17 protein-coding genes are annotated in these 14,029 nt (G+C 32.4%); 10 read left to right on the forward strand and 7 right to left on the reverse strand.

Features of this window, described 5'->3' with window-relative positions:
- From Q1B37_RS06700 to recQ, 3 genes are all read left to right on the forward strand, one after another.
- Positions 1-930, forward strand: coding sequence for an erythromycin esterase family protein (locus Q1B37_RS06700; protein ID WP_299896991.1), 930 nt, complete (start codon positions 1-3; stop codon positions 928-930).
- A gap of 456 nt (positions 931-1,386) precedes the next feature.
- The gene (locus Q1B37_RS06705; RefSeq protein ID WP_299896994.1) at positions 1,387-1,758 is read left to right on the forward strand and encodes a VOC family protein; all 372 of its coding nucleotides are present in this window, start codon (positions 1,387-1,389) and stop codon (positions 1,756-1,758) included.
- Between the two features lie 71 nt (positions 1,759-1,829).
- A complete protein-coding gene (gene recQ / locus Q1B37_RS06710; RefSeq protein WP_299896998.1) occupies positions 1,830-3,950 on the forward strand; it encodes a DNA helicase RecQ in 2,121 nt (706 codons plus the stop codon).
- 3 nt (positions 3,951-3,953) lie between these two features.
- Here the strand turns inward: recQ and Q1B37_RS06715 are convergent, their stop codons facing one another.
- The 5 genes from Q1B37_RS06715 to Q1B37_RS06735 form a co-directional block, all read right to left on the reverse strand.
- Positions 3,954-4,256 carry a hypothetical protein gene (locus Q1B37_RS06715; RefSeq protein WP_299897001.1) on the reverse strand — a complete coding sequence of 101 codons (303 nt, stop codon included), beginning with the start codon at positions 4,254-4,256 and terminating at the stop codon, positions 3,954-3,956.
- 3 nt (positions 4,257-4,259) lie between these two features.
- Positions 4,260-4,598 carry a hypothetical protein gene (locus Q1B37_RS06720; protein WP_299897004.1) on the reverse strand — a complete coding sequence of 113 codons (339 nt, stop codon included), beginning with the start codon at positions 4,596-4,598 and terminating at the stop codon, positions 4,260-4,262.
- Positions 4,599-4,669: 71 nt separating this feature from the next.
- Positions 4,670-5,803: an NAD(P)/FAD-dependent oxidoreductase gene (locus Q1B37_RS06725; protein ID WP_299897007.1), complete on the reverse strand. Its 1,134-nt coding sequence runs from the start codon at positions 5,801-5,803 to the stop codon at positions 4,670-4,672.
- A gap of 3 nt (positions 5,804-5,806) precedes the next feature.
- The gene (locus Q1B37_RS06730; protein WP_299897010.1) at positions 5,807-6,457 is read right to left on the reverse strand and encodes an MOSC domain-containing protein; all 651 of its coding nucleotides are present in this window, start codon (positions 6,455-6,457) and stop codon (positions 5,807-5,809) included.
- A 58-nt stretch (positions 6,458-6,515) separates the two neighbouring features.
- Entirely contained in the window at positions 6,516-7,304 is a 789-nt protein-coding gene (locus tag Q1B37_RS06735) for a tRNA pseudouridine(38-40) synthase TruA (protein WP_299897013.1), read from the reverse strand.
- Between the two features lie 149 nt (positions 7,305-7,453).
- On the opposite strand from Q1B37_RS06735, the gene Q1B37_RS06740 reads away from it, so the two are divergent.
- Complete coding sequence (locus Q1B37_RS06740; RefSeq protein ID WP_299601188.1) at positions 7,454-7,831, forward strand: LysM peptidoglycan-binding domain-containing protein; 378 nt, start codon at positions 7,454-7,456, stop codon at positions 7,829-7,831.
- A 182-nt stretch (positions 7,832-8,013) separates the two neighbouring features.
- The gene (locus Q1B37_RS06745) at positions 8,014-8,334 is read left to right on the forward strand and encodes a hypothetical protein (RefSeq protein ID WP_299897015.1); all 321 of its coding nucleotides are present in this window, start codon (positions 8,014-8,016) and stop codon (positions 8,332-8,334) included.
- A gap of 28 nt (positions 8,335-8,362) precedes the next feature.
- Here the strand turns inward: Q1B37_RS06745 and cmk are convergent, their stop codons facing one another.
- Together cmk and porQ are read right to left on the reverse strand one after the other, a co-directional pair.
- Positions 8,363-9,058 (reverse strand): (d)CMP kinase, encoded by a 696-nt coding sequence (cmk, locus tag Q1B37_RS06750; RefSeq protein WP_299897018.1) that lies wholly within the window; start codon positions 9,056-9,058, stop codon positions 8,363-8,365.
- Positions 9,058-10,077 (reverse strand): type IX secretion system protein PorQ, encoded by a 1,020-nt coding sequence (gene porQ / locus Q1B37_RS06755; protein WP_299897021.1) that lies wholly within the window; start codon positions 10,075-10,077, stop codon positions 9,058-9,060. The genes cmk and porQ overlap by 1 nt, the downstream gene beginning before the upstream one ends.
- 280 nt (positions 10,078-10,357) lie before the next feature.
- Between porQ and Q1B37_RS06760 the strand changes: the two genes are divergently transcribed.
- The 5 genes from Q1B37_RS06760 (at position 10,358) to Q1B37_RS06780 (ending at position 14,029) form a co-directional block, all read left to right on the forward strand.
- Entirely contained in the window at positions 10,358-11,392 is a 1,035-nt protein-coding gene (locus Q1B37_RS06760; RefSeq protein WP_299897024.1) for a rod shape-determining protein, read from the forward strand.
- Positions 11,393-11,454: 62 nt separating this feature from the next.
- Positions 11,455-11,766, forward strand: a complete 312-nt coding sequence (locus Q1B37_RS06765; RefSeq protein WP_299601176.1) for a helix-turn-helix transcriptional regulator — start codon at positions 11,455-11,457, stop codon at positions 11,764-11,766.
- A 41-nt stretch (positions 11,767-11,807) separates the two neighbouring features.
- Entirely contained in the window at positions 11,808-12,407 is a 600-nt protein-coding gene (locus Q1B37_RS06770; RefSeq protein ID WP_299897028.1) for a short chain dehydrogenase, read from the forward strand.
- Positions 12,408-12,458: 51 nt separating this feature from the next.
- Entirely contained in the window at positions 12,459-13,244 is a 786-nt protein-coding gene (locus Q1B37_RS06775) for a PhzF family phenazine biosynthesis protein (RefSeq protein WP_299897030.1), read from the forward strand.
- A gap of 92 nt (positions 13,245-13,336) precedes the next feature.
- Complete coding sequence (locus tag Q1B37_RS06780) at positions 13,337-14,029, forward strand: aspartate/glutamate racemase family protein (protein WP_299897033.1); 693 nt, start codon at positions 13,337-13,339, stop codon at positions 14,027-14,029.

The following is a 14,029-nucleotide window of genomic DNA, read 5'->3' on the forward strand; positions in this document are numbered from 1 at the left end:
ATGAAAAAACATCTGTTTATACTTTTGATTTTATTGTATTCTGGAGATGTGTGTATAAGTCAAATCCAAGACAACACTCACAATTTATTTTCAGAAAACAATGAGATCTCCAATATTGTAAAAGAAATCATCAAAGAAAACCTTGTAAACAAACAATTTGTTTTTTTAGGTGAATCGTTTCATAAATCAGGATCTGACTTAGTTTACAAAACAAAATTTGTAAAATATCTAGTTGAGGAACTAGGATTTAAAAATATTGCTTTTGAATCCGACTTTTATGGGTTGTATCTAGACAAAAATCCAAGAAACATCTATTGGACTTGGTATGGAGCAAATCAATGTATCGAACTGTTTGATTTTATCAAGGAAAAAAACATTAATATTTGGGGAATTGACAGTCAATTACATTCTAATTACTCAAAAAGAAATTTTCAATTTGAATTAAAAGAAAAGTTAAATGAATTGAAAATTCCTCTAACTCAATCATTCATCTCGAAAACGAAATATTTAGTTGATTATCAGTTTAATGCAAAAAAGAATATTACAAATTCTGAACTCAACTCATATCTAAATGAACTTGATCAAATCACTCAAATAGTAAATACATTAGGTGAGCCATTTCTTTTACAATCTTTGAAAAACCTTAAGAGCAGTGTAATAATCTATACGACAGAAGATATTAAAGTCGGTATGGCAAACAGAGACCGACAAATGGCTGATAACTTAGATTTTTTATCAAAACAATTTCCAAACAAAAAATTCATAGTTTGGGCCGCTAATGCGCATATTGCAAAAACGGATAGTGATTATATGGGAGAGGCTACCATGGGTTGTGAATTCTTAAAAGCAAATCAAAATAACTCTTATCACGTTGCTTTTGCTTCTATCAAAATGCCCTACCGAAAATTAAAAAAAATCAAAACAAGCTAAAAAAAAGAATTGCTTACTTTATTACTTACCAGACCGAAACAAAGATTATTTCATTGATATAGAAAACGCTGTTAAAATTAATAATGACTTAAAAAATCAAAAATTTCTGGCAAACTTATGGAGCGGACCAAAAAAACACCTTAATACTAAATGGCTGGAACATTTTGATGCCATTGTTTATATAGAAAACGGTGAATTGACAACATTTAGAAAATAACAATTGTCAGAAATCAATACGAAATCGTAGGGTATCGATGTCTAATTGAAAGGTCTCTGTTTCTTTATATGTTCCCAAATATAAAATTTGGGATTTATGAGAAAAAAGGTAAAAACTGTATAAAACTGTTTCTAACACAAATCCCGATTAATTACAAGTATTTAATTTTCAATTGAGTATTTAACCAGTTCATCTTAAATTTCTTTACATTTATAAAATAACCACCAAACCATATAGATATGAAATTAGGAGCTTTTTCGATTAGTTTAAGTGTAAAAGATATTAATGTTTCCAAAGAATTCTATGAAAACTTAGGATTCGAAGTTTTTGCAGGAAGTTTGGAGAACAACTATCTCATTATGAAAAATGAAACCACCTTAATTGGCCTTTTTCAGGGAATGTTTGAAAATAATATCATCACTTTCAATCCAGGTTGGGATCACAACGCAAGTACTCTAGAAAACTTCGATGATGTTAGAGAAATTCAAAAACATTTAAAAAATAAAGGTATCCCACTACAAAAAGAAGCCGACGAAGATTCTAAAGGTCCTGCAAGTGTTGTTTTAACAGATCCTGATGGCAATGCCATTTTATTAGATCAACATGTTTAGACTTGAGAAATAATTCATAAACTTTAGTTTCGAAAGTTTAGGTTTGCCACCTTTTTCCGTTCTTTGCAACTATGCCAGAGAAAGAACAAATTTACGCTACGCTCAAAGAGTATTTTGGGTATGACAGCTTCAGACCATTACAGGAAGATATTGTAAATTCTATATTTTCTGGTAATGACAACATGGTTGTTATGCCTACTGGTGGCGGAAAATCTATTTGTTATCAATTACCTGCTCTCTTACTTCCTGGAATTACTTTAGTTATCTCGCCTTTGATTGCCTTAATGAAAGATCAAGTGGATGGATTAAAGGCTAATGGTATACAAGCTGCCTATGTAAATAGTAGTCAGAATGACGATGAACAACAAGAGATTTATACTCAGCTTCAGGAAAATCAAATTCAGCTACTATACATAGCGCCAGAAAGCTTAAGTTTTATAGACAATCTTCTTTCTCAGATAGAAATCAGTTTAATCGCTATTGATGAAGCTCATTGTATTTCAGCATGGGGACATGATTTTAGACCTGCTTATACCCAATTAGGATATCTAAAAAAACGTTTTAATGATGTCCCTATTATTGCACTTACTGCTACAGCAGACAAGGCAACAAGGAAAGATATCTGCGAACAATTAAACATTCCTAATGCCAAATTGTTTTTAGCATCTTTTGATCGAAAAAACCTTAGTTTAGAAGTTCGTCCTGGAAATAAAAGAATAGAACAAATATTTGATTTTCTGGAAGATAAAACTGAAGAAGCAGGTATTATCTATTGCTTGAGTAGAAAAACTACCGAAATGCTTGCAGAAAAACTTCAAAATCAAGGTTTTAATGCTGAAGCATATCACGCAGGTATTGCACATGAAAAAAGAGCTTTAGTACAAGAGAATTTTATAAATGACACAACACATATAGTCTGTGCTACCATTGCCTTTGGAATGGGAATCGATAAATCTAATGTTCGTTGGGTGATTCATTACAATTTACCTAAAAACATAGAAGGGTATTATCAGGAAATTGGTCGTGCCGGTCGAGATGGATTACCATCTTCCACCCTACTTTTTCATAGTTTTGCAGATGTTATTCAATTACAAAAATTTGCCACAACATCTGGTAATCATGAAGTACAGATGGCAAAATTAGATAGAATGAAGCAATATGCTGATTCTTTAAGTTGTAGAAGAAAAATACTGTTAAGTTATTTTGGCGAATTGATTGAAGAAGATTGCGGTAATTGCGATGTTTGTAAAAATCCTCCGAGTTTTATAGATGGAACCATAATTGCTCAAAAAGCACTATCTACAGTAGTTAGAATAAAAGAAGAAGAACCTATGGGAACTATTATTGATGTTCTTAGAGGTGCTCAGAATGCTGTGGTAATTGATAAAGGATATCAACATCTAAAGACCTACGGAATTGCCAATGATATATCATGGCAAGATTGGCAGCAATATATCATCCAATTGATTAATCAGGGATATCTGGAAATCGCTTTTCATCAAAATAATAAACTAAAACTCACCCAACTTTCAAAAAAGGTATTATTCGAAGGTGAAAAAGTAAGTTTGGCGAATTTAGCAGAATTTGAAAAAATTAAAGAAACTGCTGCACAACAAACGAAACAGCGAACAGCAAATACATTATTCGACAAATTAAGAGAACTACGATTGCAACTGGCAAAGGAAGCTGGAATTCCTGCTTATCAAATCTTTAACGATGCATCGCTTAAAGAAATGGAAAAAGTAAGACCGATGAGTGATGAAGAATTTATGCAAATCAGCGGTGTGGGTAGATTGAAAATGCAAAATTATGGATATCAATTTATTAAAGCTATCATTGATTATTCATCCGAAAAAACAAAAAAGAAAAAAAAGCCGGCTAAAAATAAAGGAAACTCATTTAAAGAAACTCTAACTTTATATCAACAAGGTCTATCTATCGAAGAAATTGCTGAAGTAAGAAAACTAGCGCAATCCACCATTTTTTCTCATATTATGAAATTATATAATGATGGAGAAGATATAGATCTCAATACATTCATAGCTAAAGAAGATGTGAAAGCTGTAAGAGTTGCGAAAGAAGCGTTGGATAATCCGGATACATTAAAACCCTACTTCGAGCATTTTGAACAAGCAATGGATTATAATACGATTAAATTAGCACTTGCCATTTTAGAAAAAGAATCAGCCTAGTAGTTAATGATCTGTTATCGAAATTAGCTGATAAGAAGGACCTTGATCACAACCATCCATTCCATGAATAATACCAGATTCTATAAGTAAAAGATTATGTTCTTTAGAAAACCAAACATTTACAATACTTTGGTATAACTGGCAGTTCTCATTTATATCTGTACCTCCATTACAACAAAAACCATGAGATGATATTCTACGAAGATGAATTTTATCACTTGTATACTTTTGATCCTCGAGAGTAAAAGTAATCTTATGTTTATTATTGATATCATTAAGATGATTAAACTTCGTAATTTCTTTCAACGTTCAGTAGTTATTACTATCCAAAAGCTTCTGCACCTCCTTGTAAGCTGTTTCTAAATCTTGAACTAAAAATTCTGTTGCTTCTTCTCCTGGATATAACATAATTTCATCTAAAACCCTTCCATCTTTAGCGCTAATCTTTTGTAGCTTTGTTTCGGTAGATATGCAACAGGAATATTGACTATATTCTATTAAATAATGTGATCCATCGTTAGAAATAGCAGGAAAGTTGTCCACTACTAAATTATCACCGTAAAAATCAACGAAGGGCTTAAAGAACTCTTGAGCGATTGAAACATACCCAATAAAAAAGAATGCTATAAGTAGGAATTTGTTCTTCATTTTATACTGATTTTCAAAAATCAAATTTCATGTATACATGGAAAACATAAAACACCGTAAACCGTGAAAAACTATGTAGTCTTTCTAAGAATATCATCTACTATAATCTTAGAATCATTAACAATAGTTCCTAAGATTCCGCCAAGTTTATTATTATCAAAACCAACAAAATATAAACCTTTATGAATCCCTGTTCCTATTACATTCTTAGGAACTCCGTATGAATCTAATAAACCATCCGTGTTTTCAATAAACTGCTCAACCTTAGCACGATATCCAGTAGCTAAGATCACAACATCAACACTTATTTTAGTTCCGTCTCTAAGCTTTACACCTTTTTCATAAAAGGAATTGATATCTCCTACCACTTTTATTTTTCCAGATTTAATTTGTCTTACGGTCCCGAGATCAATTACTGGCGTTTTACCTGTTTGCTTCAGATGATCAATTGGATCTTTTTTAGAAATAGAGATTCCGTATTTAGAAAGATCTCCAATGACAATTTTTCGAACTTGCTTTCCAATCCATCTTCCTAATCCAAAAGGTAATTTCTCCAATTTTTTAGCAGTAATCTGTACTGGACGGCCATTAATATCCCTAGGAACAATTAATAATGGACTTCGTACAGATATACTAATATCTATATCATGCTCACTAAGATCCAATGCTAACTCAGCGCCAGTATTCCCCATACCTACAACCAATACCTTTTTACCCTTAAAAGGCAAAGCATTCTTATAATCCCTGCTATGTACAATAGATCCAAGAAAATCACTTTGATTTTCCCAAATTGGTACAAAAGGAGTTCTATTTATACCAGTGGCAATAATAACATTATGAGCCTTGTATGAACCATTATTCGTATCAACGACCCAATAGTCTTCTTCTTTTTTTACTGAATTTGCAGTGGTGTTAAAACGAGGTCGAATATCAAAATGTTCCGCATATGTCTCATAATATGCTGCTAATTTAGCTTTAGGCACATATCTAGGATAATCTACAGGAAACTCTAAGTGAGGCAAATGAGAAAGCTCTTTTACCGTATGTAGTAACAATCGATCATAATGGTTATGCCAACTCCAAGCTATTTTATCAGTTTGCTCGATGATCTCAAAAGGAATATTTTGTTTTCTAAAACGTCCTGCTACTGCCAGACCTGCAGGTCCCGCTCCAATAATGAGATTCTTGGTTCTACGAACATCCATATACTATTTAGAAATTGAGCTTCCGTAGCGGTTTAGGATATTTTTTTTATTGTTTGTAGTAACGAAAGGATCATCGATTGCCTTTTTGGCCAAAGCTTCATGAGAATTCTGGTCATAAAAAAGTTTGTACATATCCTGAATAGAAACTCCTTCTGTATGTAGCTTTTGCGGAATCAAGACATCATCTTTTTTAACCAAACCAGCTGTCAATACTCTTACATATACGCCTGGCATTAATGCTTGTATAAATTGTTTCAAAACAGTTTGGGTTCCAAAACGAACTCCCAATTTATAACAAGGTTGTCTTGGTTGCGTTACCTGAACCACAGCTTCACCAAGATTATATATGCTTCCGATGTGAATAATACGCTCATCTAATCCCAAAACTGTAAGGTTTTCGCCAAACATACCATAATTCCAATCGAGATCTGGATACTTCTCTTTCCAATAAGGGTAATGCTCTGCAGCATATAAGTAGCAAGCTTTGTCTACACCTCCATGAACTCTTCTATCAATCACATGATCACCCTTCACATCTTCTTTATCTAAAAAAATAGATTCATCCACAGGATACTTATAAATACCTGTTTTTACTTCTTTTCCTCTCCAAGATATGGTTTGAGGTTCTCCGATATTTGTTGATATTACTTTCATCTAATCACATATTTTTTGTAAAACTATGCATCACCAATTAATAATGTATTCAAATATTTTATTCCTGTAACTCCACAGAATTTAATATCAAACCAGAACCAGGAACAATGTGTTCTAAAGTTATTTTTTCATGATTTGGATCCAATGTATTTTTTATAAATTCTAAATCAATTTTACCCTTTCCTAAATCTAATAAAGCGCCCATCATCAATCGTATTTGATTTCTTTTAAAACCAACACCTTTAACTCTTAACATATAACTTGTATCTGGAAAAAAATTAGCCTTATACAAATCATTCTTTGTAATCTCACAAACTAAAATTTCTCCATGAACGATTGTATTCTCATTAGGACGATGGCAATAAGATCTATAATTGTGCTTACCCTCGAACAAGGTTGCTGCCTGCATCATACTCTCGATATCCAAATCTTCCATTACATTATACATAAAAGGCGCAGAAAATGGATGAAATTTCTTTCCGAATGAGAATAAGTATACATATTCTTTGATCTTGGGATGTTGTATGATATTAAAATTCTCATCTGTCTCTTGTATGCTCAAAGCCCTAATATCTTGGGGTAAATTTTGATTGAACAGTACAAAGAAATCCTTTAACTCTAGTTGCTTATGATCCACAAACAATTCTATATACGCTTCATTCGCAGATACTTTGGCATCTGTTCTCCCTGCAGCTAAAACTTTAAAATCTTTATGATCTAAAACATACGTAATAGTACGTTCCACCATCCTTTGCAAAGTATTCACGTTAGGCTGTTTTTGCCAACCATGATATCTAAAACCTAAATATTGAAGTTGAATAAGGTAATAGAAACGTTTTCGAAACATGTAACTAATTTTTATAACAATTCGAATATAGATAAATTCTGCATTTTGTCGATTATTTCCTCTTTTTTAATCTTCATATATGCTAAAATCAACTGTATAAATTATTATATTTGAGTAAATCTAATTAATAATTTTAAATCAACTTAGTTATGGTTAAAGCAAAATATCAAGATGTTTTAGATCTTGGACAGGAATTAAATATTCAAAACGGGGATGTAACTGAAGAGAATGGAGTTCTTAAAGTAAAAGGAACTGCTAACACGCAATATGAAAAAAACCAACTTTGGGATAAGATTAAAGAAATCGGTGGAGAAGCTCCATCAGATATTGAAGCAGATATAGATGTAGCTGATAATTCTGTTTACCATAGACATACAGTAAAAAGTGGAGAATCTTTAAGTAAAATAGCAAAGCATTATTACAAAGATCCTATGAAATACAAGGAAATTTTTGAGGCAAATACTCATATCTTAAAAAATCCTGACGTAATCCACCCAGATCAAGAATTGATCATCCCTAATCTATAAGACATATTAGATATCATATATAATTAGATCTTCTTAACTATTTAAGAAGATCTTTTTTTGCTATAAAAGTAGGATAAACACTCTAAACATTCGTTAATTATCAAGATTTGGCGATTTAAAAAAATAAAATCACTAATTTTACGGCTTTACCGTAATTACACTTCACCAAATCAGGTTTTGATATGAGATCAATTATACTTTTAGTTGCATTAGCGATTGGGATATCTGGCTATGGACAAGTTTTATCTAAAACAAATATCATCTTCGAATCTAATAAAACTGTAGTATTAAATAATGGTAAGGAATATAAAATTCTTAAAGAAACACCTTTGTATGCCATTTCAGATACTTCGATTCCTCTTAAACATACGGTAAAGGAAAAAACCTTAATCCTAAATAGAGTTCTTTTGATAAAAGAAAAAGACGAACCAAAAGAGCTGATAGAATACATCAAAGGTAAGATGTTTTACTACCAACTAAGAGAAACAAAAAGTACCGAATGATTTAAGTTAATAAATCAGTAGTTATTGGTTATTTTTTTTCAATAGTATTTTGAGCAAGGTCTAAAATCTGCTGAAATTGTTCATCTAATGTTAGATTAGAATTATCAATTTGTATAGCGCCTTCCGCTTTGCGAAGTGGAGAATCTTTTCTTGTGCTGTCTATATGATCTCTATTCACTACATTTTTAAGAACATCTTCATAGGTTACTTGATCACCTCTTTCTACAAGTTCTTTATACCTTCTCTCTGCTCTATCCTTTGCCGTTGCTGTCATAAACAACTTCAACTCGGCATCCGGAAAAACTACCGTTCCAATATCTCTTCCATCCATAACAATCCCCTTATCTTTGCCCATCAATTGCTGTTGTTCTACCAACTTCTTTCGAACTTTGGATACCGCTGCTACAGGACTTACTAATCTAGATACTCCAAGCGTTCTAATTTCTTTTTCTACGTTTTTATCATTCAGAACAACTTCTGCCAGTCCAGTTTCAGGATTTACTTCAAATTTTATTTGTATTAAAGGAAGGCTATTTTCTAATGCTTCTTGATAAAAATGATCACTGCCAATATATCCTTGTTTCATGGCATACAAGGTAACGGCACGATACATTGCACCGGTATCGACGTATATATATCCTAATTTTTTAGCAAGTTGTCGTGCTACGGTACTTTTTCCAGTCGAAGAATACCCGTCTATTGCAATGATAATTTTTTTATTCACTATTGTAAGTTTACGTTGACACCAAAAGTACTTGAAGATGCTGCCGAATTATAACGCGCATAGGAATAAGCGAACCTAAACTTTCCCAATTTCAGAGAAAAACCGCCACTTAATCCTGCAAAAGATCGTTGGTCAACTATTCTTAATTCTTCTGATCTTCTAAAATTATATCCTAATCGAACATTAAATCCACTTTCGGGAAAAAACTCTAATCCTACTACTACATGACGCAGAGCATTATTAAAAAAACTTGGATCATCAGCTTCGACATTACCTTCTAAGTCGGTGATATCTCTAGCAGGATTTCTAAAAGCTACATCCCAAACCTGTAAATTCTCTAATGTTAAATTCCATCGTATAGGGACATTTTTTAATGTTTGTGCAATTCCCATATCTACAGATAAAGGAAGATTTTCTCTCGTTTCATCATAGGTTGTAAACTGTGTTCCCAAGTTTCTTACTGAAAAACCAAAATCAAATTTTGTATCAGGATTATGATATATCAAACCTACATCAAGAGCCCCTCCGATAGAAGTATATTCTTCTAATTTAGAGGAAATAAATTTTCCATTAGCCCCAACATGAAAATTAGAATTAGGAATCGTATAAGCATAACCTACTGAGATTGCAACTTCACCAGCTCCAAAATCTCCTGTCTCATTTCCAAACTCATCAAACCCGTCAAACCTTCCATAATTTATATATGTAACTCCAGCGTGAAACATCTGTCTATTCCGACCAAATGCTTTAGCATAAGCTACTGACCCATAATTTACATCTGCTATATAATTAACATAATTTACGGACAGTTGGTTATCCATCTCACTATTGATCGCAGCAGGATTCAACATAGCATCTGTAGGATCCATACTATAACCGGTAACGTACTTACCGCCAAGGGCAGCTTGCTTAGGTGAAGAAACCAAATTAAGGAATTGATACGTATACCTACCTCCTATTTGTGAATAGGTAAATGTGGTTAAAAACAGGAATACTAGAAATATGTAGTTACGCGTCATCAGCAGCAAAAATAAAAGAAACTAACTGGAAAACGGTAGTTAGCCATAAAAATTTTATAACCGTTTAAATAAAACCTAAAACACCTTAAAAACCAATATCGCATATGTTTTATTAGCTGAAAAACATCATTGCAAATCCCTAAGAATTACACTAAAAGCACTAAAATGTTACAAAAAACTGAATATCAGTTATTTAAAGAATAACTGACAATATAATAACCATCTTGGAGTTATTATCAATTAGCAACTCAAATCTAAAAACTAACTTAACACACAAAACATGGGCTTATTAGACTTTCTAACCAATAAAATTGCTGTTGATTTAGGAACAACCAATACTTTAATTTCTCATAAAGGTAAAATAGCAATTGATGTCCCCTCTATTATTGCGGTTAATAGATTAAGTGGAAAAATAATAGCAGTCGGAAAAGAAGCCAGCTCTATGCGTGGTAAAATCCATCAAAATATTAAAACCCTATATCCGCTAAGGAATGGCGTTATTGCCAACTTTGATTTATCAGAAAAAATGCTAAAAATATTGATCAAAAAAATTTCTGATATCAGCAATGCCATATTTATAAAATCATATAAGATGATTATTGCCATTCCCTGCGGAATTACGAAAGTAGAAATGAGAGCAGTTAAAGAATCTGCAAGACGTCTTAACGCCAAAAATGTATATCTAATTTCGGAACCCATGGCAGCAGCTATTGGCGCAGGAATCGATGTATTGCAACCTAAAGGACATATGGTTATTGATATTGGTGGTGGTACTACAGATATCGCAGTCATTACACTTGGAGGGATTATTTCTGGGCAGTCCGTAAAAATTGCTGGAAACGTTTTTAATAATGATATCATCCAATATGTAAGAGAAAAACATAATTTACATATTGGAGAAAGTACAGCAGAAGAAATTAAAATTAAAGTAGGATCTGCCATCAACGTTCTGGAATCGCCACCGAAAAAAACCACGATTAGAGGAAGAGATGTACTTACTGGCAAGCCTAAACAAACTTTCTTAACGTATAAAGAAATTTTTAAAAGTTTGGATAAATCAATTACTCAAATCGAGAATGCTGTCTTAGAAACCTTATCAGATATTCCACCGGAAATTTCATCAGATATCTATAATACAGGAATCTTTCTTACAGGAGGAGGATCTTTATTACGAGGTCTAGATAAGCGATTTTCTACTACTACAGAATTACCTGTTTATACAGGTGACAACCCTCTAGAAGTAGTAGTAAAAGGAAGCGATATGGTATTAAAAAACATAGATCGATATAGTAATGTGTTAATTAGAGATATCTAGTAAACAAAACATAGGAGTACAAAATACACATATTTACAAAATTAAATATGTATATTTGTCTTATGAAAAGAGACCAAGTATTAGAAATTAAAAAAGCCTTAGCTAATGCTACCCGTTTAGACATTTTAAAATGGCTTAAAGATCCGGCTAGTAACTTCCCACCTCATTCCGAATTAGGTCACTTTGATTTTGGGGTTTGCGGTCAATTTATTCAAGAAAAATCAGGTTTATCACAACCTACAATCTCTAATTATCTTGCTACTATGCATAAAGCTGGTTTACTCATACCTACTAGACACGGTAAATGGACTTATTTCCAAAGAAATGAGAAAACAATACAAGAGTATATAAACGAAATGAAGAATAATTTATAAAAAATTTACAACAACATATTTATAAAATTAAATATATAATTATGAAAATCTTAATAATTGGATCTACTGGAACTATTGGAAAAGAAGTGTATCATCATTTAAAAGATTCCCATGAAGTTTTTGGCGCACATCGAAATAGTAATACCTATCCAGTAGACATAACAAACAAAGAATCTATTATATCGCTATTTGAAAAGTTACCAAAGTTAGACGCTGTTATAAATGCTGCAGGTACCGCTTCTTGGAAACACTTTCAAGATTTAACAGAAGAAGATCATTATATAGGAATACAGAGCAAATTAATGGGGCAAGTAAATCTTATACACATAGCTAAAGATTATTTAAATGATGATGGATCTATAACACTAACTACGGGTATTTTAGCCGAACATTATGAACCAAAAGCTTCTGCCCTTTCTCTAGTTAATGGGGCAATACATAGTTTTGTGCATAGTGCATCACAGGAATTAGAACGAGGCATTAGACTAAATACCGTAGCTCCTGGAGCCATAGCGGGTGATTTTCCCAAAGATCAAAAATTTGCTGGTTACTTCCCAGTAGAAATATCCGATGTTGTGAAAGTATACGCGGAAGCAATTACCAGTAATAAAACAGGACAAGTATTCAAAAAATATGAATAGCACATTAGCAATTAACTAAAACAATAACAAATCCATTTTAAAATTAAACTCATGAAAATTCCTATTTATCAAATAGATGCTTTTACTCAAAAGTTATTTGGAGGTAATCCAGCAGCAATATGTCATTTACCACATTGGTTAGACGATGAAACTCTACTAAATATTGCCATAGAAAACAATTTAGCCGAAACTGGATATTTTGTAAAGAAAGATGATATTTATGAAATTAGATGGTTCATGCCTTATGCCGAAATTGATCTATGTGGTCACGCTACTTTAGCTGCTGCTTTTGTTATTTTTAATTATTTGGACATTTCTATCGACGAAATTACTTTTTCTTCAAAAAGCGGCATTTTAAAAGCTAAAAAGGAAGAAAATGGTAGTATCACATTAGATTTTCCATCACGACCACCTAAACAGATTGATATCCCTCAAGAGGTTTTTAAAGCATTTAACTCCACTCCCATCCAAGCGTTTGCTGGAAGAGATTTATTATTAACTGTAGCTTCCGAGGAAGAAATAATAACCGAAGAACCTAGATTAGAATTACTAAAAGGGCTTCCTTATTTATGTACTATTATTACTTCTGAAGGAAACACATCTGATTTTGTATCTAGAGTTTTTGATGCTAATCCAGACATCCCTTTAGAAGATCCAGTAACGGGATCTGCTCATTCAGCATTAGTTCCTTTTTGGGCAGAAAAATTAGGAAAAACTAAACTACATGCTAGCCAACTTTCTAAGAGAGGTGGAGAATTGTTTTGCAAACTAGAACAAGATAGAGTGTTTTTAAGCGGATATGCCGTTCCTTACTTAATCGGTAACATAGAAATATAAACTTTTAAACAATGAAATAAACCACAGTGAATAGGTGAATCTAATTATTTATACGAAGACTTCATTGAACAATCAAAAATAAACATAAACAAATGAAAACTATAGGTTTAATTGGTGGTATGAGTTGGGAATCCTCAGCTATCTATTACGAATTACTAAATAAACTAGTAAAAGATAAACTTGGTGGATATCATTCTGCAAAATCAGTAATGGTATCCGTTGATTTTGCAGAAATAGAAAAACTTCAGAAAAAAGATGACTGGAAAGTACTTGCTAAACATATGATTGCATCATCCAAGCAATTGGAAAGAGCCGGAGCAGATTTTATAATTCTCTGTACAAACACAATGCATTTATGTAGCGAAGAAATTATAAACAACACAACAATTCCGTTTTTACATATAGCAGATGCTACAGCTAGTAAAATCAAATCTAAGGGATTACAAAAAGTGGCATTGCTAGGCACCAAATTCACGATGGAAAAAGATTTTTATAAAACAGTACTTCATAAGTACGGTATAGAGGTAATCATTCCTGAGTTAGCGTATAGAGAACAAATTCATCGAATCATATACGACGAATTGGTACTTGGAAAAATTGAAGATGATTCAAGAGAAACCTTTAAACATATTATCGCTAAACTTAAAAATGATGGTGCCGAAGGTGTAGTTCTTGGTTGTACAGAAATACCACTATTGATTCAGCAAAACGACGTAGATCTTCCTGTTTTCAACACCACAGAAATTCACGCAGAAAAAGCAGTTCAGATAGCATTAGAAGTATAA

Source organism: uncultured Aquimarina sp., from assembly GCF_947492965.1.
Classification (GTDB): domain Bacteria; phylum Bacteroidota; class Bacteroidia; order Flavobacteriales; family Flavobacteriaceae; genus Aquimarina.

Coding starts and splice junctions, on each gene's coding strand:
- Q1B37_RS06700 (WP_299896991.1), top strand. CDS start 1: ATGAAAAAACATCTGTTTATACTTTTGATTTTATTGTATTCTGGAGAT.
- Q1B37_RS06705 (WP_299896994.1), top strand. CDS start 1,387: ATGAAATTAGGAGCTTTTTCGATTAGTTTAAGTGTAAAAGATATTAAT.
- Q1B37_RS06780 (WP_299897033.1), top strand. CDS start 13,337: ATGAAAACTATAGGTTTAATTGGTGGTATGAGTTGGGAATCCTCAGCT.
- Q1B37_RS06775 (WP_299897030.1), top strand. CDS start 12,459: ATGAAAATTCCTATTTATCAAATAGATGCTTTTACTCAAAAGTTATTT.
- Q1B37_RS06725 (WP_299897007.1), bottom strand. CDS start 5,803: ATGGATGTTCGTAGAACCAAGAATCTCATTATTGGAGCGGGACCTGCA.
- Q1B37_RS06720 (WP_299897004.1), bottom strand. CDS start 4,598: ATGAAGAACAAATTCCTACTTATAGCATTCTTTTTTATTGGGTATGTT.
- Q1B37_RS06730 (WP_299897010.1), bottom strand. CDS start 6,457: ATGAAAGTAATATCAACAAATATCGGAGAACCTCAAACCATATCTTGG.
- Q1B37_RS06765 (WP_299601176.1), top strand. CDS start 11,455: ATGAAAAGAGACCAAGTATTAGAAATTAAAAAAGCCTTAGCTAATGCT.
- Q1B37_RS06770 (WP_299897028.1), top strand. CDS start 11,808: ATGAAAATCTTAATAATTGGATCTACTGGAACTATTGGAAAAGAAGTG.
- Q1B37_RS06760 (WP_299897024.1), top strand. CDS start 10,358: ATGGGCTTATTAGACTTTCTAACCAATAAAATTGCTGTTGATTTAGGA.
- recQ (WP_299896998.1), top strand. CDS start 1,830: ATGCCAGAGAAAGAACAAATTTACGCTACGCTCAAAGAGTATTTTGGG.
- porQ (WP_299897021.1), bottom strand. CDS start 10,077: ATGACGCGTAACTACATATTTCTAGTATTCCTGTTTTTAACCACATTT.
- Q1B37_RS06735 (WP_299897013.1), bottom strand. CDS start 7,304: ATGTTTCGAAAACGTTTCTATTACCTTATTCAACTTCAATATTTAGGT.
- Q1B37_RS06745 (WP_299897015.1), top strand. CDS start 8,014: ATGAGATCAATTATACTTTTAGTTGCATTAGCGATTGGGATATCTGGC.
- Q1B37_RS06740 (WP_299601188.1), top strand. CDS start 7,454: ATGGTTAAAGCAAAATATCAAGATGTTTTAGATCTTGGACAGGAATTA.